This window comes from Oceanospirillum sediminis, from assembly GCF_014164585.1.
Taxonomy (GTDB): domain Bacteria; phylum Pseudomonadota; class Gammaproteobacteria; order Pseudomonadales; family Halomonadaceae; genus Oceanospirillum; species Oceanospirillum sediminis.
On the sequence record NZ_JACJFM010000009.1, the window covers coordinates 108,713 to 133,439 of the forward strand.

23 protein-coding genes are annotated in these 24,727 nt (G+C 45.8%); 7 read left to right on the plus strand and 16 right to left on the minus strand.

Features of this window, described 5'->3' with window-relative positions:
- Position 1: 1 nt before the first annotated feature.
- A complete protein-coding gene (locus H4O21_RS09350) occupies positions 2 to 679 on the minus strand; it encodes a response regulator transcription factor (protein WP_182808591.1) in 678 nt (225 codons plus the stop codon).
- Positions 680 to 682: 3 nt separating this feature from the next.
- Positions 683 to 1,138, minus strand: coding sequence for a PepSY domain-containing protein (locus tag H4O21_RS09355; RefSeq protein ID WP_182808592.1), 456 nt, complete (start codon positions 1,136 to 1,138; stop codon positions 683 to 685).
- A 407-nt stretch (positions 1,139 to 1,545) separates the two neighbouring features.
- Here H4O21_RS09355 and H4O21_RS09360 point away from each other — a divergent pair, with 407 nt between their 5' ends.
- Positions 1,546 to 2,352, plus strand: coding sequence for a MipA/OmpV family protein (locus H4O21_RS09360; RefSeq protein WP_182808593.1), 807 nt, complete (start codon positions 1,546 to 1,548; stop codon positions 2,350 to 2,352).
- Positions 2,353 to 2,854: 502 nt separating this feature from the next.
- Here H4O21_RS09360 and H4O21_RS09365 read toward each other — a convergent pair.
- The 4 genes from H4O21_RS09365 to H4O21_RS09380 form a co-directional block, all read right to left on the minus strand.
- A complete protein-coding gene (locus H4O21_RS09365; RefSeq protein ID WP_182808594.1) occupies positions 2,855 to 4,639 on the minus strand; it encodes a PQQ-dependent methanol/ethanol family dehydrogenase in 1,785 nt (594 codons plus the stop codon).
- A 588-nt stretch (positions 4,640 to 5,227) separates the two neighbouring features.
- Entirely contained in the window at positions 5,228 to 6,118 is an 891-nt protein-coding gene (locus H4O21_RS09370) for a substrate-binding periplasmic protein (protein WP_182808595.1), read from the minus strand.
- Complete coding sequence (gene pedF, locus H4O21_RS09375) at positions 6,105 to 6,536, minus strand: cytochrome c-550 PedF (RefSeq protein ID WP_182808596.1); 432 nt, start codon at positions 6,534 to 6,536, stop codon at positions 6,105 to 6,107. The genes H4O21_RS09370 and pedF overlap by 14 nt, the downstream gene beginning before the upstream one ends.
- Before the next feature lie 126 nt (positions 6,537 to 6,662).
- Positions 6,663 to 7,088, minus strand: a complete 426-nt coding sequence (locus H4O21_RS09380) for a cupredoxin domain-containing protein (protein WP_182808641.1) — start codon at positions 7,086 to 7,088, stop codon at positions 6,663 to 6,665.
- A 192-nt stretch (positions 7,089 to 7,280) separates the two neighbouring features.
- Between H4O21_RS09380 and H4O21_RS09385 the strand changes: the two genes are divergently transcribed.
- The 5 genes from H4O21_RS09385 to H4O21_RS09405 all read left to right on the plus strand — a co-directional run bounded on the left by H4O21_RS09385 (position 7,281) and on the right by H4O21_RS09405 (position 12,758).
- Positions 7,281 to 8,513, plus strand: a complete 1,233-nt coding sequence (locus tag H4O21_RS09385; protein WP_182808597.1) for an ABC transporter substrate-binding protein — start codon at positions 7,281 to 7,283, stop codon at positions 8,511 to 8,513.
- A 58-nt stretch (positions 8,514 to 8,571) separates the two neighbouring features.
- Complete coding sequence (locus tag H4O21_RS09390) at positions 8,572 to 9,588, plus strand: YVTN family beta-propeller repeat protein (protein WP_182808598.1); 1,017 nt, start codon at positions 8,572 to 8,574, stop codon at positions 9,586 to 9,588.
- A gap of 103 nt (positions 9,589 to 9,691) precedes the next feature.
- Complete coding sequence (locus H4O21_RS09395) at positions 9,692 to 10,510, plus strand: ATP-binding cassette domain-containing protein (RefSeq protein WP_182808599.1); 819 nt, start codon at positions 9,692 to 9,694, stop codon at positions 10,508 to 10,510.
- Between the two features lie 80 nt (positions 10,511 to 10,590).
- On the plus strand, positions 10,591 to 11,550 hold the full coding sequence (locus H4O21_RS09400) for an ABC transporter permease (RefSeq protein ID WP_182808600.1): 960 nt from the start codon (positions 10,591 to 10,593) through the stop codon (positions 11,548 to 11,550).
- Between the two features lie 518 nt (positions 11,551 to 12,068).
- Positions 12,069 to 12,758: a response regulator gene (locus tag H4O21_RS09405; RefSeq protein WP_182808601.1), complete on the plus strand. Its 690-nt coding sequence runs from the start codon at positions 12,069 to 12,071 to the stop codon at positions 12,756 to 12,758.
- A 120-nt stretch (positions 12,759 to 12,878) separates the two neighbouring features.
- On the opposite strand, the gene H4O21_RS09410 is transcribed toward H4O21_RS09405, so the two are convergent.
- Complete coding sequence (locus H4O21_RS09410) at positions 12,879 to 13,328, minus strand: c-type cytochrome (protein WP_182808602.1); 450 nt, start codon at positions 13,326 to 13,328, stop codon at positions 12,879 to 12,881.
- Position 13,329: 1 nt separating this feature from the next.
- Positions 13,330 to 14,526, minus strand: a complete 1,197-nt coding sequence (locus H4O21_RS09415; protein WP_182808603.1) for an HD-GYP domain-containing protein — start codon at positions 14,524 to 14,526, stop codon at positions 13,330 to 13,332.
- 217 nt (positions 14,527 to 14,743) lie between these two features.
- On the opposite strand from H4O21_RS09415, the gene H4O21_RS09420 reads away from it, so the two are divergent.
- A complete protein-coding gene (locus H4O21_RS09420) occupies positions 14,744 to 15,193 on the plus strand; it encodes a cyclic nucleotide-binding domain-containing protein (protein ID WP_182808604.1) in 450 nt (149 codons plus the stop codon).
- Positions 15,194 to 15,224: 31 nt separating this feature from the next.
- On the opposite strand, the gene H4O21_RS09425 is transcribed toward H4O21_RS09420, so the two are convergent.
- The 8 genes from H4O21_RS09425 to H4O21_RS26100 form a co-directional block, all read right to left on the minus strand.
- Complete coding sequence (locus tag H4O21_RS09425) at positions 15,225 to 16,010, minus strand: hydroxypyruvate isomerase family protein (protein WP_182808605.1); 786 nt, start codon at positions 16,008 to 16,010, stop codon at positions 15,225 to 15,227.
- Positions 15,997 to 16,884, minus strand: a complete 888-nt coding sequence (locus tag H4O21_RS09430) for an NAD(P)-dependent oxidoreductase (RefSeq protein ID WP_182808606.1) — start codon at positions 16,882 to 16,884, stop codon at positions 15,997 to 15,999. Before H4O21_RS09430 ends, H4O21_RS09425 begins: the two co-directional genes overlap by 14 nt.
- 3 nt (positions 16,885 to 16,887) lie before the next feature.
- On the minus strand, positions 16,888 to 18,588 hold the full coding sequence (locus tag H4O21_RS09435; RefSeq protein ID WP_182808607.1) for an ATP-binding SpoIIE family protein phosphatase: 1,701 nt from the start codon (positions 18,586 to 18,588) through the stop codon (positions 16,888 to 16,890).
- An 18-nt stretch (positions 18,589 to 18,606) separates the two neighbouring features.
- Positions 18,607 to 18,912, minus strand: a complete 306-nt coding sequence (locus H4O21_RS09440) for an STAS domain-containing protein (protein WP_182808608.1) — start codon at positions 18,910 to 18,912, stop codon at positions 18,607 to 18,609.
- Positions 18,913 to 18,937: 25 nt separating this feature from the next.
- Entirely contained in the window at positions 18,938 to 19,987 is a 1,050-nt protein-coding gene (locus H4O21_RS09445; RefSeq protein WP_182808609.1) for a protein-glutamate methylesterase/protein-glutamine glutaminase, read from the minus strand.
- A gap of 29 nt (positions 19,988 to 20,016) precedes the next feature.
- Positions 20,017 to 20,637 (minus strand): chemoreceptor glutamine deamidase CheD, encoded by a 621-nt coding sequence (cheD, locus tag H4O21_RS09450; protein WP_182808610.1) that lies wholly within the window; start codon positions 20,635 to 20,637, stop codon positions 20,017 to 20,019.
- The gene (locus H4O21_RS09455; RefSeq protein WP_182808611.1) at positions 20,634 to 21,476 is read right to left on the minus strand and encodes a CheR family methyltransferase; all 843 of its coding nucleotides are present in this window, start codon (positions 21,474 to 21,476) and stop codon (positions 20,634 to 20,636) included. Before H4O21_RS09455 ends, cheD begins: the two co-directional genes overlap by 4 nt.
- A gap of 64 nt (positions 21,477 to 21,540) precedes the next feature.
- Positions 21,541 to 24,681 (minus strand): methyl-accepting chemotaxis protein, encoded by a 3,141-nt coding sequence (locus H4O21_RS26100; protein WP_182808612.1) that lies wholly within the window; start codon positions 24,679 to 24,681, stop codon positions 21,541 to 21,543.
- Between the last annotated feature and the right edge of the window lie 46 nt (positions 24,682 to 24,727).

Sequence of the window (24,727 nt, forward strand, 5' to 3'; positions counted from 1 at the left end):
ATTACGATGACCGGATAAAAAAGCGATAACCCCGGCCGCGCAGAGTTTCAATAGGCTTGAGCACATTATCCGGGTCCAGCTTACGGCGTAACCGGCCAATCAGCACCTCCAGTACATTGACGTCCCGATCACTTTCATCATCATACAGGTAATCCATCAACGCCGTTTTAGATACAATGCGTTTAGGATTGCGTAAAAAATAGTCCAGCAGTTTATATTCAAAGGCGGTCAGATCTACTTCCATATCATCCACCCATAACTCCTGAGTCCGGGTGTCCAGCCTGACAGGTCCATGCTCAATCAGATGACTGCTGAAACCAGAGGCCCGGCGCAATAATGCTTCCATACGAGCCAGTAACTCTTCAATCTCAAAAGGTTTTACCAGGTAGTCGTCAGCCCCGGCTTTCAGGCCATGAACCTTATCTTTCCAGCTACTTCTGGCTGTCAGGATCAGTATGGGCAGGGTATAGTTTTCTGCTCTCAGACTACGGATCACATCAATACCCGATATACCCGGCAAACCCAGATCAATAATGGCCAGCTGGTATTCAAACTCCCGTGCCAGATACAGACCATCATTACCCTCGGCACTGACCTCAGTTTCGTAGCCTTCAGCCCGTAACGAATCAGATAACTGGCGCTGCAGCTCCGGATCATCTTCAATAATCAGTATTTTCATATCTCAGTTCTCTTTCCGGTCAGCTCCGTTCACAGCGATTGTTCTGACAACCCCTTGTCCGGAAATAATTCTGATGTTGTAAGAAATCACGCCGTTATCCGTCACCTTTTCGGCATTTAATACCGTCCCCGGATAAATGCTGGTTGCTCTTTTTATCGCCGTTCTCAGATCAAGCTGCCCGGATACGGCATCAGCCGGATCTTTTGCCGGGCCGGTATCAGGAGAGCGAATCAGAGGTGTCTTGCGCACGGTCTGCTCAATCCAGCGCGTTGCTGGCCAGAAAAAACGCTCTACTTTCTGAGTGGTATCCTCGGCGCTCTGCGCTTCTTGCTGCTCCGGGCTGAATTCCGCCAGCATAAGATCAGACTCTGCGGACATGTCTGACCCTTCCACCAGCCCCGGCAGAAAAAACAGCAGCATAATCCCCACTCGAAACAGTGGCTTAAACAGATCAGTCATATTGTCTGATACCAGAAATCTACAGCATTGATGGCTTTGCATTATAACCTGATAACCTGAACCGGAACTGACAATACCTTTATATACCGGATCAGTCTTACCGCAAGACAGACAGAATATTTTCTGTCATTGATGATATAAAGACCTGTTTTCTTCTCTTTGGGTCCGTTCTGGTTTTCTGCCATTTAACCTCATCTCATTAAAACTCGCTCTGTAATTTCAGAAACGTTTACTTTTCAGGTTCAGTTCAGGTTACTGCCAGCTTGAGTTCAGCAGCCCGGCTTAAACTTATCTCCAACGACATTATGGCTACTGGTGAAACAGTCGCTGAAAACATCATTTTTATAAGATGTCTGATGACCTGATCACTCAGGCCGGGCATCCGAACAGGTAAGGAGAACAAGACTATGCTGAATCAGAAAAAACACACCGGCATTAAAACGGCAACAACCATGATCGCCGCTTTACTTTCTTTTAATGCACTGGCAGATTCTCATGCTATCAGTGATGGCATGAAACCGGGAGATAGTGACAGCAAGTGGGTTCTGGGTGGCAGCGTTGGCACTTTTAATAACCCTCTGGCAGGAGAAGACACAGAATATTTTGTTGCTCCCAATATCGAATATCGCGGCGAACGTTTTTTCCTGAAAGATGGTCAGGCCGGTGTCAGTCTGTATCAACAGCCAGCATACAGCATAGGCCTGTTACTGACGGCTAATGGTTCACTGCTGGCGGATAAAGATGACTACAAAGACAATGTCCGTTTAGCAGGCCTGAAAGAGCGCGACGGGACACTGGATGCCGGGGTTTACTTTATTCATCGTTCAGATGCCGGACGTTTAAAAATGACACTGATGGATGAGATTACCAACGAGCACAGCGGTATGACAGCGGATGTGAATTATGTCTTTGATATGAAGATGGAAGGCTGGAGCGTTAATCCCATTGTTGGAGCGACCTGGCTTAGTTCAGCCACCGTCGACCACTTTTTTGGTGTCGGTGAATCTGAAGTCAATGAACATAGAAAGGCTTATCAGGGAGATAGTGCGCTTAACCTGTATGCAGGGGTGCGTGGACGCTATGAAGTCACTGAAAACTGGGACGTTACCGCTGAAGCAACATACGTCCACCTGGGAGCCGGGATCAAAGACAGTAGCATTGTAGAAGATGATTATGTACTGGTCAGCAGCGTCGGCGTAAATTACAACTTCTGATTGATACAGCTTCATCTGGCGAAGCTCTATAGCCTGGAATCCTTATCGCAGATGAAAGAATACCGGTATCAATTTACTGCAGGTAGCTAATAAGCTACTTGCGGCCTTTAGTGTCGCTGGAAAAAATATTATTCTATACATTTGCTGCACATATATCCTTGTGAAACCCAGGGATTTTCCTGGTTAAAAAAGCACACAGCACAAGATACATTAGCTCTCGTTGGGTGTTAACACCGCATACACTGTTAATACTCATCAGCTAACCTGTATCGCTGGTAATGGAATGCCAGCTTTTTTATTGTTTATCTGACCTGATAAACCAGTATCAGAACAACACCAAACATCTCTTTTTATCCCAGGAAGATAACAGCTTCTTGCAGACCAGCATCAGTGCTGGTCTTCATCTGGTGCAAATTCAATCCGGAGCAGAACCGGTATTTCAGAAGGGAAAGGAGAAAACCGGCCTGCCCACGAATTGAAATTCAGGAGAAGTCAGCAGCGCTTATTTCTCATCTTCCTTCGGCAGTTTGAAGGTCCACACGGAACCACCCTGATTCAGGTGTTTAACACGCTTAGCCACTTCACCACCCCAAAGAGGTACAGCACCACCCCAGCCGGATACGACAGAAATGTACTGCTCACCGTTCTGCTCCCAGGTGATTGGAGTGCCGACAATACCTGAACCGGTATTGAACTTATACTTCATCTCACCGGTTTTAGCATCAAAGGCCATCAGGTAGCCTTCAGGGTTACCGGTAAATACCAGATTCCCCTTAGTTGTCATTACACCACCCCACAGAGGTGCATAGTTCTTATAGCGCCACTTCTCTTCACCGGTTTTCGGATCAATAGCACGCAACACACCGATATAATCCTCATTCAGAGGCTTAATGGTGAAACCGGCTCCTAAGTAGGCCGCGCCTTTCTTATAAGCTGTCGGCTCATTCCAGATATCCATCTCCCATTCATTTGATGGCACGTAGAACAGGCCTGTGTCCTGGCTATAAGACATTGGCATCCAGTTCTTACCCCCCAGGAAAGATGGCGCCGCTACAACGGAGTCACCTTTCTTACCATCAGCGCTCTTACGCGGATCTCCCGGACGACCATCTTCTGCATAAACAGGGCGACCTGTCTTCGGATCCAGGCCTTTAGCCCAGGTGATCTTATCGACAAATGGGAAGCCTCGGATGAAGTCGCCATTTTCACGATTCAGAACATAGAAGAAGCCATTACGGTCTGCAGAAGCGGCCGCTTTAATCGTTTTACCATTTTCCTGGTAATCAAATGCAATTACTTCGTTTACACCATCATAATCCCAGCCATCATGTGGTGTGGTCTGGAAGTGCCAGACAATTTTACCGTTGTCCGGATCAAGTGCCAGACGAGAAGAGGAGAACAGGTTATCACCAGGGCGCAGGTGTGAGTTCCATGGCGCCGGGTTACCGGTACCGAAGAACAGCAGATTGGTGTCAGCATCGTAAGTACCGCCTAACCAGGTCGCTGCACCACCGGATTTCCACAAATCACCAGGCCAGGTTTTTCCAGCTTCGCCACCGGAAATACCATTCTCTGTTTTCTTACCGTCTTTCCAGATATACCCCATATGTCCTTCAACCGTCGGACGGGTCCACTGGATTTTCCCGGTTTTAGCATCGTAGGCTTCTACTTTACCGACAACACCAAACTCACCACCAGATACACCTGTGATGATCTTGCCTTTGACAACCAGAGGTGCTGCAGAGATAGAGTAACCTGCTTTATAATCAGCTACTTTTTTCTTCCAGCGGACCTTACCTGTTTTCTGATCCAGAGCAACCAGTTTCGCATCCAGTGTTGCAAAAATTACCAGATCGTCATACAGAGCTGCACCACGGTTAATAACGTCACAACACGGCATAATGCCATCTGGCAGACGAGCATCATACTGCCACAGCTCATCTCCAGTTTCCGCATCAATAGCAAACAGACGAGAGTATGAGCCTGTTACAAACATGACGCCATCTTTAACCAGAGGCTGAGATTCCTGTCCACGTTGCTTTTCACCACCAAAGGAGAAAGACCAGACCGCTTTCAGATCTTTAACGGTTTCAGTATTCAGTTTGGCCAGAGGGGAGAAGCGCTGGCCACGATGCCCCATACCATTGGTAACTACATCGTTAGTGGTTGCCTGATCATTCAGAATATCCGTATCCGTAACTTTTGCAGATGCGGTGCCTGTCACTGCCATTGCAGAAATCAATGCTGTCGCTAATAGCGATTTTTTGCCTAAACCATTTGGTAACATGACTGTCTCCTGTGATGCCTTTTTTATTCGATTATTGGCACAGCCATTTGAATTCAGACACGTATTAGCAACAATACAACCAGGGACCTGTTTTATGACACACTTTCAGACCTGAAAGTATAAGACCCTGCAACTCAGGTCGTAAAAGATCATCCTCTGGTACTAGCCAATCACACCTAAAGAACTAGCCAGCACACCTGCTTTCGGGAAAATATCCCAGGAAGCTATCCCACCAGAATTACACCAACACGGATGCGGATACATCTTATTATTCGAAGAATGATGCCACTTGTTATTCGAAGAATATGCCACTTATTATCTAAAAGGTGATGTCACTTATCACCTGAGTAATGAAATGCAGGCAACAAAAAAAGCCGGTCAATGACCGGCTACGAAGAGGGTGAAAACCCATGAACAACAAGCGCGAACGCTTGAACGGAGAATTAGTGGGGCAATACCAGAGTATCTGGCATTGCGCATATAACACACTATAGCGGCTAATTTGCTGGCCTGCACAATTTTTTACTGTTTAAATCGAAAATCCTGTACATTGACGTCATAAGTCCGACCAGATTCAGAAAGAGCTTCTTATTGAGCTTTGTATAGCTCCGGCAAAAGATAATCAGCTCCATATCTGGCAGATATCTGTTTCACCAGTCCCTCTTTTGAAGCCTGCTCTACAATATCTCCCAGCGCATAAGCCAACTGACGATAATTCGTATGCACCGCCATACCTATATCCCAGTCGAGTTTATGGAGTCCAGGAAGCGCCACTGCAGACAACTCAAACGGTTTCTTCTGTACCGGATGATGGTGTTTCAGCCATTGAAGCTGACTTTGCATCCCCATTATGGCCGCAATTTCATTATTCTGCAGAGCATTCCAGGCTAATCTCAGGTCAATAAAGTGTTTTACTTTATTACGTACCTGACCGTTAAAAACGGACATCAGATATACATCCGGCAAGCTATCAGTCTCTACACCAACCGGGTAGTAACGTAAAACAGCCAGAGTTTCCAGAGTTTCTAATTGCTGCGTATCATACCCGACCCGCCAGCGCTCCTTCTGATAAGGACCAAACATGTGCACCAGATCATTTTTCACTTCACCAAACTCATTAGTCTGGTAAGAGTAATTTTTATCATAGGGCACCCGCATCATGACATCAGCAATACCCCCACCCAGATAATGTCCTTTCCAGACATGATTGCGTAAATCATCGTCCAGGGTTTCATCCGGTGTCATCCAGCGCAGTTTAAGGTCAAGATTCATAGAACGAGCAATATGCTGAGCCAGTTCGACATCAATGCCAATCGCTTTGCCCTGATCATTTTTGAAGGAATAAGGTGGGAACTGATCATACACCGCGATTTCAATAAATCCCGATGCAAGGACATCATCATAGGAACGTGCCAGCGCAGGATTCACCTGCACCAGCATCAGAAGCAGCAGTCCGATAAGATGACTACTGTTCAACATATTTTGTCTCCAACCAGGCACGGATAGACCACAGAGCCTCCTGACTCAGATGTTCAGCCATCTTCGGCATGTAAGGCACACCATTACGTACAGCTCCATTACGCACCCGGTAAACAAACCACTCGTCGCCGTCATAACCTGGCTCAAGGTAACGCAGATCCGGTGCAATACCACCTGAAATACCATCCAGACCATGACAACGGGCACAGTTCTGGGCATAAGCTGACTCACCAATTCTGATAGCGTCTTTGTTATCAGTATATGGGTTTTCCTCAAGCCACTCTTCACCAAGTTGAGGTAACATAGAGGTATCAATAGCCTGAGGTACAACATCGCCATGGGCAAATACCTGTGCACTCAGCAAACTGCCAAAGACCATCGCAGCACCGGTACGCAGTAGGTTAGTTTTAACGGTCATTATTGTTCTCCACAAAACAAATGGGGTAAATCCTGATTATTTTTATCCTTAGGAGGCTGCTGCCGGGCGCAGGGCAGTGAGACCAGCAACAACCAGAAACTTCGTTTAATACAATTCAACAGCGACTCATCGAACCACAAACAGACCTTTCATCCCTTTGTGTTCCAGACCTTCAGCATAAAATTCAAACTTACCAGGCTTAATCGGTACAAAATAAATTTCCACTTCGCCAGCATCTTCAAATTCCAGCTCTGTCAGAGAAACAGCTTTCACCTCAGCGGCCCCCACTTCGACCTTACGCAGATAAATAGAGGCGAAGAACTCCGGAGCCTTCAGGGCGTATTCTTTCAGGCCGCTGGCCTGAATTTCCAGACTGTAAGACTTGCCGGTCTCCAGCTGATACTCTGTCTGAGACATGCCATAACCGCTTTCTTCAGTACCCAGCACCAGTTCTGGCAGCCCTGTTGGCTTTCTTGTCAGATCACCTGCAGCCATCGTCAGACCGGGTAAACAGGCCAGTGCCAGCGCCATTATTGTTGTTTTCGCTTTCATCACGTTTTGTCCCCTTCTGAAAATCTGTGCTCATGGTAGAAACAGAGTGTTTTTCAAAATATGCTACTTGAGAACTAGTTTGTTCCTTCTTTGTTCGCATTCACCAATAGAGCTATCCCGCCTAATCTGCCTGCCTATAACAAAAAGAATAAAAGCCCATCACAATCAGAAAAAAGATAAGAAGGTACGGGTATGTCTGCTTTAGCTTCCTTAACGAAACCAACTTTATTTGCTGCATCTGTCTCACTGGCCATCACAGGATCAGCTCTGTTCAGCGGTAATGCTGATGCCGCCAAAAAGAAAACAGGGCTTGATGTTCAGATTCATTATCTGCGTATGATGCCCAAAGTTCGCCCGGTGTTATCCAATCTGGAACCTGCTCCGAAAAACAGTGGCCTGGCCGGAGCAGAACTGGGTATCAAAGACAGCAATACCACAGGGCGTTTTACCGGCCAGCACTACATGCTGAACAGTCAGTATTTTGAGTCAGAGGAAGCCTTTATGGCAGAAGCTGATCGATTGATGCAGAAAAATGCTTTAGTGCTGATTGATGCACCATCCGGTCTGCTGGCACAGACCGACAAACTGGCCGCAGAGCGCGGTGCTCTGATTTTTAATACCGGTAACAGCGACGATCAACTGAGAACCAGTCTATGCCTGAATAACACCTTTCATACCTACCCCAGTCGGGCGATGCATACCGATGCCCTGGCACAATGGCTGGCGACCCGTCGTTTCAGCCGTTGGATGCTGATTGAAGGCCCGGCAGAAGAAGATAAAGCCTATGCCAGTGCATTAAAACGTTCCGCAAAACGCTTTGGCAGTGAAATTGTACTGAAGAAAGAATGGACTTTTGACAGTGATCTGAGGCGTACAGCTCAGAAAGAACTGCCGCTATTCACTCAGGGTGATGAATACGATGTCGTGCTGGTGGCCGATGAAGCCGGGGATTTTGGCCATTATGTGCCTTATAACACCTGGTTACCCCGTCCGGTTGCTGGCACTCAGGGGCTTACGCCAAAAGCCTGGCACAAAGTAGTCGAGCAATGGGGAGCAGCCCAGTTACAGAGCCGCTTTGAAAAACTGCATGATCGCCATATGAATGATAAAGATTATGCCGCCTGGGCTGCTATCCGCTCGATTTCAGAAGCCATTCTGCAAAACAAAGAACAGAAAGGCATACAGCATCATGCCGAACCAATGAAGCACTTCCTGTTAAGCGAAAAATTCCATCTGGCGGCGTTTAAAGGCCACAAACTGACCTATCGCCAGTGGAATGGTCAGCTGCGCCAGCCTATGCCGCTGGTACAACCTCGCTCTCTGGTTTCTCAGTCCCCGCAGGCCGGTTACCTGCACCCGAAAACTGAACTGGATACTCTGGGTTTCGACCAGCAGGAAAGCCAGTGTCGGATCAACCAATCCTGAGCCTGAATACCTCTGATTATTACAACAAGACACAGCGAAACAAACAGGATATGCCAATATGAAAACATCATTTCAGCTGAAAAAAACGTTCCGTCCCCTGTTACTGGGCACAGCCCTGTTATCAGCATCCGCTTTTGCCGATGTGGCTTATATCAGCAATGAAAAAGATAACTCTCTGTCACTGATCGATCTGAAGACTCTGGAAGTCAGGCAGACTATTGAAGTAGGACAGCGTCCTCGAGGCATCATATTCAGCAAGGACTATACCAAACTTTATATCTGTGCCAGCGATGATGATACGGTACAAATTATGGATGTTGCTACGGGGACGATCATCGATACTCTGCCATCAGGTGAAGACCCTGAACAGTTTTCGCTGGCACCTAACGACAGGCATCTGTATATCGCTAACGAAGATGATGCTCTGGTTACCGTCGTCGATACTAAAGACAGCACTGTGCTGGCCCAGATTGACGTAGGCGTTGAGCCGGAAGGGATGGCCGTAAGCCCAACCGGAAAAATTGCGGTGAACACCTCAGAAACCACCAGTATGCTGCACTGGATCGATACTGAAACCTATGAATTATATGACAATACACAGGTCGACCAGCGCCCTCGTCACGTCGAGTTTAACAAAGATGGCTCACTGCTGTGGGCCTCGTCAGAAATTGGCGGCACTGTGGTGGTGATTGATACCTCGAACCGAGAAATCCTGAAGAAGCTGAACTTTGAGATTAAAGGCATTCATCCGGATCGCATCCAGCCTGTAGGCGTTAAACTCACTGATGATGGTAAATATGCCTTTGTTGCTTTAGGCCCGGCCAACCATGTCGCGGTTGTCGATGCAAAAACTTATGAAGTAGTCGATTACCTGCTGGTAGGACGCCGTGTATGGCATATGGAATTCAATTCCGACCAGACGATTTTGTTGTCCACTAACGGCATCAGTGGCGATGTTTCAGTCATTGATGTCGACAAAATGAAAGTAATCAAGAGTATCAAAGTCGGCCGCTATCCGTGGGGTGTTGCTGTGTTACCTGAAGGTAAAGGCATCCCTGCTCAGGCTGAACGTTAATACACTGACAGGTATTAATGGCTATCGGAATTAACAATATCCCGGCGGATCAGTCTCAGATCAGCTGGGATAAAAGTATCAAAGGCCTGAGGAGTTCCTGTTGATGACGACTGATCCCTTTTCTGCTGATTATCCTGCTCTGATCAGTATACGAAACCTGAGCCATAATTATGGCAAACTTCAGGCACTGAAAACGCTGGATTATGATATTTTTACCGGTCAGTTTAATGCTCTGTTAGGCGCAAACGGGGCTGGCAAATCAACTCTGTTCAACCTGCTCGCTGGTTTGCTGCGCCCTCAGCAAGGTCAGTTTGATTATCTGAACCAGCCAATGACCTCACCCGGAGCAGATTATCTGGCTAATCTGGGGATCGTATTTCAGCAAAGCACTCTGGACCCGGATCTGACAGTAGGGCAGAACCTGCATTATCACGCTTCTCTTCACGGCTTCAGCCGTAAACAGGCCCGGAGTCGAATAGAAGAAGAGCTGGAGCGCCTGAACCTGCAGGATCGTATTAAAGATACTGTTCGCAGTTTGAATGGCGGTCATAAACGCAGAGTCGAGATCGCTCGCGCACTACTGCATCAACCCGGCTTTCTGATGCTGGATGAAGCGACGGTGGGGCTTGATCTGTCCACCCGTAAACAACTGACTCAGTACCTGCATCAGCGCTGCAAACAAGAAGGCCTGACTGTGCTCTGGACCACACACCTGATCGAAGAGATCGAAGCCAGTGATCCTGTGATGGTATTACACAAAGGCACAGCCCGGTTCTCGGGTATCAGTCATCAGGTGATTCAGGATGCCGGTGTTGCAGACCTGACAGATCTGATTGAGCAACTTACAGCATCCCATGCACCTGAAACGATCACAGGCTCTGAAACCGCCAATAACTCTGGCAAAACCAACCAGAGCATCTGAACGGCCCGATCAGACTCTGTGAACCATATAGCTTTTGATGGTTCAGGTACTCTTATTTTAAAATCCGCAGGAGTTTATTTATGTCATCGGATTCTGCGACAGTCCCAGCTTCTAAGCAATCGCCACACGCTTCTAAGCAGTCACTCCCCGCTTCCAGGCAATCCCCCACAGCTTTTCAACAAGCGTCTCCAACATTCAGGCCACCATCAGAGGTTTCACCGCTGATCCGTCAGTGGCAGCCCGGAGTGATCGGCTACTGGCGCACTTTCACTGGCATTACTCAGCGTGAGTTTTTACGTTTTATTCAGCAAAGAACACGCTTCTTCAGTGCATTGATCCGCCCTTTGCTCTGGCTGATTGTATTCGCTGCGGGTTTTCGTGCAGTACTTGGGGTATCTATCATGCCCCCTTATGGCACCTATATTACTTATCAGGTATATATTGCCCCCGGACTGATTGCGATGATTATTCTGTTTAACGCCATGCAGAGTGCGCTATCAATGGTGTACGACAGGGAGATGGGAAGCATGAAGGTTCTGCTGACATCCCCTCAGCCAAGAAGTTTTCTTCTCTTCAGCAAACTGATGGCAACAGCTCTGGTCGCCTTGCCTCAGATTTATGCCTTTCTGTTGATTGCCTGGTTTGTGGATGTGGACCCGCCCTGGTCAGGTTATCTGGCGGTACTTCCGGCTTGCCTGTTAGTTTCCCTGATGCTGGGAAGTATCGGGTTATTTATCTCCAGCTTTATTCGCCAGCTGGAAAACTTTGCCGGAGTGATGAACTTTGTCATTTTTCCGATGTTCTTCCTGTCTTCGGCATTGTATCCTCTATGGAAAATGCAGGAAGCCGGGCCAGTTCTGTATGCCATTTGTACTGCAAACCCTTTTACCCATGCCGTTGAGTTGATTCGTTTCAGCTTGTATGGCGAACTGGATATAACCTCTCTGGCACTGGTCTTTGCGATTACGCTGGCTTTCCTTACTCTGGCAGTGCTGAGCTTTGATCCACAAAAAGGGATCCTTCGGAATAAAAAGAGATAAATCAGGATAGAACACCACAACCGACCTGGCCGGAAGTACTACTCCCTGTAAGACTTCCGACCAGATACCGCCCCACTAAAGCAGAAGTTTATTTCCCCTGTGATGCGTTATCGTTAACTCTGACGCAAAAGCATCGGGACACAATAATGACAATACATCTCCGATTGAAAGCGGCATCCTGCGTAGTGACGTCTGCTATAAATCCTTCAGCCAGGCTTGCACGAATCATTAAATTGATACGTAAAGCTTCAGGGCCACGAGTATTCAGATCCCGTGATACCCGGAGTGTCTCTCTCCCTGCTCATAGGAGTATTCTGAACAGTAATCGGCCCGAGTCTGAAAGAATCCATTTAAATACAAATCATCACAAATCAAAAATCTATAAGATACAACAACTTGACTAATGTCGACTGCCAGTTTGCACTTGTATCTATCATCATAGAAGCTTAAGTTTACAGACAGCTGACAACTAATAAAAAATCACACCCATTACTAACGACAATAATGAGGGCTGCTCCGTGTACAAAATTGTTACTGCTGATGATCATCCTATTTTCCGGGAAGCCATCTCGAATGTAGTTCGTAGCCGGTACCCTGAAAGCGAGATTCTGGAAACATGCAATTTATCTGAAACACTTGATCTGGTTAAAGACGATAGCGATCTGGACCTGGTCTTGCTGGACCTGAATATGGATGGCATGGATGGCTTTCAGGGGTTAATGCAACTAAGGGAAGTGGCACCAACAATACCTGTAGTTATTGTTTCAGCGGAGGAAGATAAAAAAGTTGTCTTGCAGGCAATTACCTTTGGTGCAGTTGGCTTTATTACAAAATCGACGCCCAGAGATCAGATGCATAAAGCTCTGGAACAGATTCTGGCAGGCAATGTATATCTGCCATCAGATATCATTCGTGGAGACAACCCACAGAATGCCCCCTTGTCCGGAGCACAAGCCCTTCGGCAGCAAAAACAGGCTGAGACTCTTGACCCAGAACTTCTATCTTCTCTGACCCGCAGGCAAATTATTGTATTGCAACGCATGGCTCAGGGAGAATCCAATAAGCAAATCGCTTATCATCTTTCTATTGCAGAAACAACAGTAAAAGCCCATGTATCAGCAATTCTCAGAAAGCTGAAAGTATCAAACCGGATTCAGGCTGTTATCGCAGCAAGGGATATTAACTTTGCCGACTACCTGAGAGCCTGAATGCCCTGACAAACATGGCATTGTCATGCGATTAAAGCGACTGTGCTGGCAGCAAGACAGCTGGCAGCACAGGCTCAGAATAACGATGAAATAAAATCTGAAAAAAAAGAGAAGAGGTCACTAACGCTTCTTAAAATACCTGTGGCACCCCTTACAGCTTTTCGCTGCCTGATTCACAAAGTCAGCAGCATCTTCTCTGTTCTGATAATGAAGAGCTTCTGCTATCTGTTCGGTAATATCCCTGAAGTCATTCATCTGTTGTTCAAAACGATTCCATTTATCCCACACGACGGGCAAAGCCTTAGTGTCGCCCTGATCTGAACGCACCCGGAACATATCAATCAGAGACTGAGTCAGGTCTGCCACTTTGTCAGCATGCTTCAACGCCCTTTCAGCATTGAATTTCTCATTAATCACTACCTCAAAGCGCAGCTGTTTAAATTCCGTTTTGATCTCTTTAAACTGCTCCTGGCGCGCCTTAATCGCACTATCCGTATCAGATATCTGAGTCCCGGCATATGCTCCGAATGAGGTTATAAACACTAATGTTGCCAGAATACTACGCCACATACTAACTTACCCTCATCAGCTTCAGGCCCCACAGAATAGAAGGGTTGATTTTCCCAAGCTGCTCGACTTTGACATCCTTTTTAATAGCAAATTTCTTCTCAGCGGAATCCCTCATTACCGGATGCATAAAGCGTACGCCAAAACGATCCTTAATACTGGAAACAACAGGTTTACCGCTATCCAGAGACTTACGTTTGACAACAACACCAATCTCACCATTAGCCAGCTCAACAGTCGCTCCAGGCGGAAAAACACCCAGTTCTGACAAAAATACTTTAGTCAGTGATTCGTCAAAAAAGCTGCCTCTTTGCATAAACAGCTGCTTAAGGCTTCGCTGAGGTGTCAGAGCAGCTCGATATGGACGACTGGAGACCATAGCAGAATAAATATCAGCCAGGCCCACAATCTTAGCTTCCAACAGAATCTGCTTTCCGTTCAGTCCTGCTGGATAACCACTACCATCGACCTTCTCATGGTGCTGAAGTACAATATCCAGCCATAATCTGTTTGTTATACCTGCTGCTTTCAGAATCTGAACGCCTTCTTCCGGATGCTTCTTAACTTTCTGGCTCATCTCCTCAGTCAGAGGTCCCCGATGCTTCTGCAGCTTATCCTGATAAGAATTCATCGCAACGTTAGCAGTAATCGCAGCACCGATAATGGCCAGCTGATGGTCCTGCGGCAGACGAAGGCTTTCAGCAATAATGGTTGAGATAATAGCAACATGCAGAGGATGCTTAATTGAGTAGTTAAACTTATTTGATAAATGAATTGATCCCAGCAGAGCATCGGCATTCAGTTTACACAGCCCCTGAATCTGAGAAGAGGTTTCATACAATCTCTTTTCCAGTTTTCCGGCTTTAAATGCACCATCTCCCAGAATACCGGCAAACGCTTTTTCCATTTCAAGACACATCTCCTCCAGCTCATTAAAAGGATTAGTATCTTTGGCGTATAAATGAGGCTCGGGCAGAGCATGTTCAATGACAGATGCCGTCTCCTGTACCTGAAGAGTTTCATCCATTCTATAACCTGAAGCGACAATTGAATTCAATCGGGACTGAGATGAGATAGCCATGCCTGCATCCATTAATAATCGACCTGTCGCATCATAGACTGTCCATGGCAAGTTACTGCCAACCGACAGATCATCATCTGCAGAAACCTTGATCAGATCTCTCTTATCATTTGCACTCATCTCACACCTTCTCTATCGGCTCACACTCCATGTGCGTAAAGATCCAAAAAAACATTATCCATCATTATGTTACAGTATTGTACGCAGCTTTGCTGTTAAGGATAGTGATTCAGCTCACAATTGTATTATCGATAATACTATTTTACATTCTTAACCTTTGCTATGCGCTCAGAAAGCATTTTAATCAAACAAGCGAAGAATTTAAGGAAACTCTCAGATGAAAGGCATTAAGCTACTGAACAGAGTTAAGATATTTAATATTCTAGACCGTTTAGAGTTTTTCAGCGCATTTAATCCCGGCGAAAAAAATATGATTGTTGATACTCGCAGTCGCTTTGTTGCTGCAGAGAAAAATGAACACATTATCAGGCAAGGGGATAGAGATTGTGCGTTTTATATTCTTCTTCACGGTTCAGCCAGCGTCTATCTTTCTGAAAACGGAAAAAAGCTGGCCAGCCTTAAGCCCGGTGATTTTTTTGGAGAAGCTACTTTTCTTACAGGAGAGCCCAGAACAAGCAATGTTGTCGCTGAGGAGATGTGCATCATGTTTCGATTTGACAAGACAGTGATGAAGCAGCTTCCTGCAATGACTCGGGAAAAAATCAAGGATAAGATTATTGCCAAACTGGTTCGGTTATTATCTGAAAAAAATGAAGCCCAGAAATAGATTCCGGGCTTTATAAAAATGAGTCAGTGTTTTAAAGCTTCAACCAGGCATAATCCAGATCATTATCACCGGTGATTTTATATTCAGCAGCCACGGGCCCGATATAAGACGATGCTTCAATGGCTTTAAATATTCCGGGCAAATCCAGACTACCGGAGCCCGGAGCACCTCGGCCGGGAACATCAGCAAACTGAATATGGGCAATCTGCTCTCCATACTCACCAAGCTGGCTTATGATATCTTCTCCCATCCTGGCCATATGATAAATATCATATTGCATACCTGCATTGGCATGCCCTGTTTTTCGATAAATATCCAGCATCTCTGTAAAACTATGGTACAGGTAGTCTGGCATATCCTTATCATTTATAGCTTCAAAGCTAACCTGTATCCCCTCAAGCATAAAGAGTTCAGCCGCATAGCGGATATTACTGATATAAGTATCAAGACAAGTAGCTCTGTTATCCTCAGGACACAGATTTCCAGCCAGAACATTAACCGTTCTTACATTAAGAGCGGTCGCATATTCCATCGCCTGTGCACAGGCTTCTCTGAAAGCCTGTTCATTCTCTGGATGGCAGCTCAGTCCTTTTCCACCCTGTAACAAATCACCTGCCGGGATATTGATCAGGTGCAGTCTGAGTCCGTATTCAGTCAGTTTTGAGCCAATCTCAGAAATGGATAGCTCATAAGGAAACTGAATTTCTACGGCCGAAAATCCATGCTCAGCAGCGGCCTCAAATCTGTCCGACAGTGGTAACTGGCTATAGAGCAAAGACAGATTAGCAATGAAATAGTTTTTTTCAGCTGTCGTCATTAGCCGCATTGCCTGTATATAAATTGATCAGAGTTGACGGATCTTTATCCGTATAGCCATTGGCGGCATGCTGCCTCATAAGTTGCGCCGCAAGGCCTGTCATAGGTGCAGCACTACCCATCTCTTTTGTGTGTGTAACAGCCATATCAAGATCTTTAAGCAAAGTACGGACATGCCACTTGACGGGCTCAAAACAGCGCTGTGACATTTCCGGAGCCAGTATCTGCAAAGGTTTCGAGTCAGCAAAACCACCTGAAAATGCTTCTGCCAGCTTTGAACTGTCAACTCCTGCCCGCTCAGCAAGAGCAACCACCTCAGCGATTACAAGAGCATTACTGCTGACAATCATCTGATTACAGATCTTGGTGTACTGCCCGGCACCACTTTCTCCCATTCTTGTTACTTTTGAGGAAAACAATGACAGCAGTGGCCGAACCTGATTGAGAGCATCTTCACTACCTCCAGCCATAACAGCAAGAGTACCGGCTTTCGCTCCCGGAACACCTCCGGAAACAGGACAATCAACCCAGTCGACACCTTTACTCAGAGCGTCATCATGCAGAGAACGGGTTACAAGAGGATCTATGCTGGAGAAATCAACAATGATCTGATTTCCTCGCAACGAGGAAGAAATTTGACGATACACATCCCGAACAGCCAGCGAATCAGTCAGACAAAGGAAAATAACATCACTCTGACGGGCAATATCATCCAGTGATTCAGCCTGAACAGCCCCTTTTTCAACCAGAGGAAGACATTTATCAGAACTCCGATTCCAGACAGTAAGTCTATCGCCCGAACCCAGTAAATGCTCACATAAAGGCAGCCCCATCAGGCCAATACCAATAAAGGCAAGTTTACGTTCTGCAGGCATATATCAGTTATCTTCCAATGAATAGTCTACCGTTACAGAGTTACCATTACCGGTATATTCCATAGCGTGGCACAGCTGCTTCACTAACTTAATACCCCGGCCATGCATCTGTACATTTTCGGCAGAGTTACCGAAAACTTTTTGATAGTCAAAGCCTTTACCACTATCATCAATGGTAATTCTCAGGAAAGGAGTGCCATTGATACTGATCTTGCACGCTGTGATCGAAATAAAACCTTTTTCTATTTCACGCAGACGGCTCTGTCTGGCATTCAGATAGGTTTCAAAAGCATCAGGTCCGGTTTTTAAAGCAGAATCCAGCTCTAAAAGTCCATGATCAAGGGCATTATTCAACAGTTCGGATAAAATCAGGAACAGCTTCTGGTTATGGCTCTCAAGCCCTCGGAATTGAGTAATAATCCCCAGTAGCATTGGAGTCAGATCCAGGCTTTTAATCTCACTGACCCCCATATGGAAATTAACTTTCCAATCAATCTCACTGGACTCCTCAATTGTTGTCAGCAGGACATCATCGCTCAGCGTTTCATAAGCCTCACTGGCTACAGTGTCTACTGACGGCATATCAACCAGCGCCAGCGTAACATCATCATGGGGGATCTCATCTCCCAGAAACTCGCCTAATGAATGCTTAATATCATCCAGACGATTCTCAGGGTGATGCAGGCAGCTCAACAGGCGCTCTATACCGAAAAACTCGCCTTCTGAATTTTCAGCTTCAATCAGACCATCAGAGAACATAATAATCTGATTGCCTGCCTGATAAGATATTATATGGCTTTCCACTTCATACTGATTACCACCCAGTACCCCCAGGGGTAACTGGTTCGATTCAAAGGTGTCAGAAACGTGCCCATGAGAATCAACACAATAAAAGGTTGGCAAGCCGGCATTCCAGACTTCAACATAAGACTCTGCCGGATCAATCATGACGATGCCACAGGCTACAAAACAGCCTGTAGGCATCGTTTCTTTAATCCTTCTGTTCAGCTCCCGGCCAATCGTTGATAACTCAAACCCTTTATACACCATAGAATAAAAGGTTCCGGAAATCGGCAGAGTATTAATGGCTGCAGCCAGGCCATGACCAACAGCATCACCCAATAACACAAATAAGCGATTGCTGGGTGACCGGGCAGCACACAAAACGTCCCCACTGAACTGCTCAGCAGGTGTCAGCATATAGCGGATCATAGGGTCTTCCAGGCCCTTACTCTCAGCCATATGCTCCATGATATGACGGGAGATACGTCTCTCCTCCTCGTCCTTATCAACATATTCCTGTAATACTTTATTCTGACTGGCCAGCGTGTTCTGCATATCTACTACACGCTTGATGGACTCAATTTTTGTATTCAGAATAACCTGGTTAATAGGCTTAAACAGGTAGTCTGCTCCGCCGGACTGGTGTCCTTTAATGTAGTACTCTTCAGTGGCGGCAGCGGAAATAAATATGATAGGTACCCAGCGAGGAGCAGCGATCTCCTGCAAACGCTGGGCGGCCTCAAAGCCGTCCATCCCTGGCATCATAACGTCCATCAGCACCAAATCTGGTGATTCTTGCTGAAAAACTTCCAGGGAATGCTCGCCATTATCTGCCGTTACAACTTCATGCCCGGCTCTTTTGAGCATAGCCTGAAGCAAAACCAGGTTTGCCCGGGTATCATCTACAGCAAGAATTCGCATATATCGCTTCCAGATTGATCAGGTAATTTCAAACAGCTTATCGAAGTTGGCAATCGCCAGAACATCTTTAGCAAGCTGAGAGCAGTTCTGTAGTTTCAGTACCTTATTCGATGAATCTGCTTTTTCTTTCAGCTGCAATAACATACCCAGTGCAGAACTATCCAGATATTCCACCTGACTTAAATCCATAGCAATGGACTTCACCGAACTGTCATCCAGCAGTTTCTGGTAGGATTCTCTGAATACTTTATGAGAATTAAAGTCAAAACGGCCATTCAGGCGCATTACACTCTGACCATTAGAGGTTGAGGTTTGAATATTCATTCTTGCTCCATTCAATAAAACAAAATCAGGAGTTCATTGTTTTTGTCAGCCTTAAAGGAATATCCTGTAAAGCTTCCACGTATTCAACTGCACCTATTGAAGCTGCAGCCCGAGGCATGCCGTATACAACACAACTGGCTTCATTCTGCCCTATTGTAATGGCTCCTGCATCTTTCATGCGCTTCAGGGCTTCAGCACCATCTGCTCCCATACCTGTAAGAATAATGCCTGTGAATTCTTTGGCAAAAGGTAACGTAGAATCAAACAGGACTTCAACTGACGGTTTGTGACGATTTACTAACGGGCCGTTATCTAACTCTACCGCCAGGCCTTTACTGGTGCTGACTACTTTCATATGGCGGTCACCCGGAGCTATCAAAACCAGCCCGGCTTGCAGCAGATCGCCGTCTTCAGCTTCTTTTACTTTTAACCGGCACAAAGAATCCATACGGGCAGCAAATGTCTGAGTGAACCCCGGAGGCATATGCTGAGTAATTACAATAGGCGGAGATTCTTCCGGTAATGGTAACAAGAATTCTTTAATGGCTTCAGTACCACCAGTAGATGAACCTACGGCAATGTATTTTCTTAATGCTTTTCTGGAAAATTTAATTCCAGTTTCGTGTTTTTCTGATTTCTGCCGGGCCTGTTTTTGCTTTCTGATCAACGCCAGCTTAGGGCCCGCTTTTGCTGCAACACGAATTTTCCCACAAATTTCTTCAGTGTATTGCTTCAGTTCACTTGAAATGCCAACTTTAGGCTTAGCGATAAAGTCAATAGCACCGAGCTCCAGGGCTCTGATCGTTGTATCAGAACCAATTGTGGTCAGTGTTGAGATCATTACAACAGGCATAGGCCTCAATCTCATCAGCTTTTCCAGAAAATCCAGGCCGTGCATCTTAGGCATCTCTACATCCAATGTAATGACATCAGGGTTAACCTTTCTGATAATCTCCCTGGCTTCAATGGGATCATTGGCTACGCCAATAACAGACATATCATCCTGGGAATCAATGATCTCTTTCAGCAGATTTCTTATTAAGGCTGAGTCATCTACAACAACCACCTCAATCATACAACTTTCCTTTCGCTATGCACTGAAGTCTAATCAAAGAGTTCAATATCATTGTCAACGCGCTCCTGGCCTATGCTCTGACGATATTTTTGTTCTACTTCAACCACTTCAACCACTTCACGGTTAGCAGCTTCACTTTGTAGCCGCTTCATCAGAACTTTCCCTGAATGAGGGAAAAAGATCACTTTTCTGGGACAATTGTCCATCAAATCCTGTGCCACAATGGGTATGGACTCAAATCCCAGATAGTCAACAACAAATTTAGCGTTACGTTCCCCTACTTTACTGGATGTCATAGAGGAAATAACATTCCCACCACCAAACACTTTAGCTTCCAGATCCTGTCTATTAGCCCCCCGTTTGAGGATCTCATTAATCATCATCTCCATAGCATAACTGCCGTACCGGGCTGATGCACTCAGAGGGTTATACACATCAGAGTTTCCCGGGAGCATGAAATGATTCATTCCGCCAATATTCAGTTTTTTATCTCTTATACAAGCCGATACGCAAGAACCCAGCACGGTTGAAATTGCCATATCTGCAGACGTTACATAAAACTCACCGGGAAGAATTTTTGCCACCTGGCAATTGAAATTGCGATCAAAATATATCTTCGGCTGCGTTGCTTCATGTAAAGTTTCTATCATGACTTTATCCTGGCCTTATCTGCCTTAACGTAAACCGTGTGTTTACGAAGAGAAAAAAGATCTGAAGCCTGAGGAAAACTTTCCGAATGTCCTGCAAACAATAATCCATCATCTTTAAGGTAAGGCAGAAACTGTTTTAATACCTGATACTGGGTTTGTTTATCAAAGTAAATCATGACGTTCCGGCAGAAAATAACATCAAACTGCAGTTTGAACGGCCACTGATTATCCAGCAAATTCAATGGGAAATAGCGAATCAGCTTTTGTAATTCAGGCTTTACTTTCACTAACCCTGAATTATCCGCTTTTCCACGAAAAAAGAAAGACTTAAGCCGTTGATCTGAAAGCCTTTCTACCCTCTCAACAGGATAGATCCCTTTCTCAGCTTTAGCCAGTACCTTTGTGTCCAGGTCTGATGCATAAATCTCTACAGGAGGCGTGAAACTCTGATAGTGCTCAATACACGCCATAGCAATAGAGTAAGGCTCTTCTCCGGTCGATGCCGCACAACACCATATTCGGACCGGTGACTCACGTGATACCAGAAAGTCTTTAAGAATATCAAAGTGATGTGACTCTCTGAAAAAGGATGTCAAATTAGTGGTCAGAGAGTTGATAAACTCTTGCTGTTCGTGGCTGGAAGGGTCATTCAGTAAGTTCAGATATTGCTTGAAAGTGCGTAAGCCATTTGCTCTCAATCGACGGGAAAGCCGACTATAAACCATATCTTTTTTCGATTCAGATAAGTTAATACCTGCACGCTTATAAATAAGGTCCTTGATGACGGCAAAGTCTTTGTCTGTAAAATGAAATTCCCGATCTGAGCGATCAATAGCCATTATCTTGCATCCTAAAAAACAGGCTGCTAACGCAGCCTGTCTATCCATTTAAGAAAGCCGGGATTCAGAACTCTTCCCAGTCATCATCATCATTCATAACTGACGGTTTAGCTGATGCAACCCCCTGAGAGGCCTTTACCGGAGACTGAATTGGTTCAGATTTAATACGGCTCTGGGTTACAGAAGCTACCGGGGCTTTACTGAAGCCACTGTCTGCACCAAGTTTAAATAAACTGACTGATCCAACCAATGAACGAGCCTGTTCTTCCGATGATTCAGCCGCCGCAGCCGCTTGCTCAACCAGGGCTGCATTTTGCTGAGTCACCTCATCAATCTGAGTAATCGCCGTATTAACCTGTTCGATACCTGAACGTTGTTCAGCAGATGCTGCTGAAATCTCTGTCATAATCGTTGTTACCTGGCCAATCGCATCGACAATATCCTTCATTGTCATGCCAGCATCATCAACCAGTTTAGAACCTTCTTCTACTGTATCTACCGAAGTAACAATCAACTCTTTGATTTCTTTAGCCGCGCCTGCACTTCGCTTGGCCAGATTACGAACCTCTGTCGCCACAACGGCAAAACCACGTCCCTGCTCACCAGCACGAGCAGCCTCAACCGCAGCATTCAGAGCCAGAATATTAGTCTGGAAGGCAATACTATCGATAACACTGATAATTTCTTCTACCTGCTTAGAGTTGTCGCTAATCGTTCTCATGGTGCTGACCACCTGATTAACAACATCTCCGCCTTTCTGAGCAATGCGGCTTGCTCCCTGAGCCAGATTACTGGCCTGAGAGGCATTTTCAGCATTCTGCTGAACAGTTGATGTCAGTTGCTCCATAGAAGCAGCAGTTTCTTCCAGACTGGAAGCCTGCTCCTCGGTCCGCTGCGACAGATCATTATTACCGGCAGCAATTTCACTGGATGCAGTATTAATGGCATCTGCAGATTCTTTAATCTGAGTAACGATTTCTGTCAGCTGATCAATAGTCGCATTGGCGTCGGCTTTAAGCTGACCGAACATACCCTGAAAATCTTTATCAATCTTCTGAGTCAGATCCCCCTGAGACATAGCGCCGAGTACTTTGGCCAGTTCGGACAAGCCATCAGAAGTAGTTTCCATTACATTGTTCAGGTTTGAAGCCAGCTCTTTAAAGAAGCCTTCTTTGCCCTGAGTACTGATGCGACGATTAAAATCTCCTCGGCTGGCACCTTCGACAATATCAGCAATTTCCGACTGCGCCATCACCTCATTCGTAGTGTCACTCCATTCTACAACTGTCCCCAGACGTTCATTGTTTTCATTAAAGATAGGGTTAGCAGTAAAGGCAAAATAACGTCCGGCGATAGAAAGTTCAGCTATGTGAGTTGATGTCAGGCTGGCAACCATTTTACGCTGATGGGACGGCTCTTTATGGAAGCTATCGAAATTCTGCCCTATCAGATTATCAACATCAAAATGAGGATAAACTTCCTGAATTTGTGACTGAGACGCTCTGAACATCTCTTTCAGCGCCTTATTAACATAGATCAGCTTGCCATCATTATCGGCCATCATAACGTTGCTGGATACGTTATCCAGTGCGTTACGGATACGATGGTTTTTCTCAGCCAGAGCAATTTGCTCTTCCAGTGCGACCTTTTCAGCTGCTTCGCGTCGTAGAACTTCCGTTTTATCCTGCCACTCAACAACAAAGCCCTGGCGATTATCAGGCGAGCCAATAGGATTCACTTCAAGAGCAAATGTACTGTCACCAATAGACAAAGTTGCGCTATGGGTATCGGTCAACCCCGCCAGCATTTTACGCTGATGAGACGGATTTTCATGGAAAATGTCAATGTTCTGACCAATCAGATTACTGGCATTGAAGTGAGGCAGCTGCTTCTGAATCTCTGGCTCATTGTGCTTCAGCATTTCCTGAATAGAGGCATTAACATAAATGATATTCAGATCAGCATCTGAAATCATTACATTAGTGTTTACCACATCCAGACCTTTACGGATTCGCTGGGTCTCTTCCAGCAAGCGGGCTTGCTCCTCTTGCATAGAAGCCTCTTTAGCTTCCAACGCCCGGGCATCCGTCAGATCTTTCCATTCAACAACAAAACCCTGCCTGCTATCAGGCGTACCGATTGGGTTGACTTCAAGGTCAAAAATACTATTACCGATACTCAGAGTTGTCTGATGAGTATCAGTCAGAGCAGCCAGCATATTTCTTTGCATATCCGGGTTTTCGTGGAAGATATCAATATTGCTTCCCACCAGATTGTCCGCATCGAAGTGTGGCAACTGCTTCTGAATTTCTGGCTCATTATGCTTTAACATTCTCTGAATAGATTCATTCATATAAATGATATTCAGATCGGCATCAGAAATCATAACATTGGTATTCACCACATCCAGGCCTTTGCGAATACGTAACGTTTCTTCCAGTAAAAGATTCCGCTCGCTTTCAAGCTCAGCTTCTTTTGTTTCCTGTGCCAGAGTATCCGTCAGATCCTGCCATTCAACAATATACCCCTGCCGCTCACCATTGCTAGAAATCGGATGAACAATCAGGGAAAAGGCCGTACTACCCACATTAATCTTTGCTTTGTGCGCCTGGTTCAGGCCAACCAGTAACTTACGCTGATAATTAGGATTACGGTGGAAAATATCAATATTTTTACCAATCAGGCTGCCAGCATCAAACTGAGGCATATGACTCTGAATTTCAGCTTCCCGGTCACGTAGCATTCTTTGAATGGATGCATTCATATAAATGATACAAAGCTCAGCATCGGCAATCATAACATTGGTGTTAACCACATCAAGGCCACGCTTAATCCGTGTCATCTGATCCAGCTGACGGCTTTCTTTCTGGCGTTTTTTCTGCTGTTCAGACTGAGCTTCATTAATTATTCTGATCACAGAGCCAATTTCATTATCGATAACAGGTGCCGTCTCAGCAGGCGCTTTACCTTCTGCCATATTTTTAGCCACAGACAGCAGCTGGTGTACTGGCTGTTCAATCTGTGCCAATACCGATTTAGCTCCGACAAACAGCACAACTAAAGCCAGCCCCAACAGAGCAAGAACCCAGTACTGCGTGTTTTCTCCCTGACCGATAGCCGTCACCAGAGCACTGGCTGCTACGAGAGCGCCTGCTCCAAAGGCAACGCTAAACAGCTTTGACCTTATTGATGTTTTGTTACTCATTTGCCCGTTCTCCACCTGAACCCGCGCTTCACCCGGAAAAAACCAT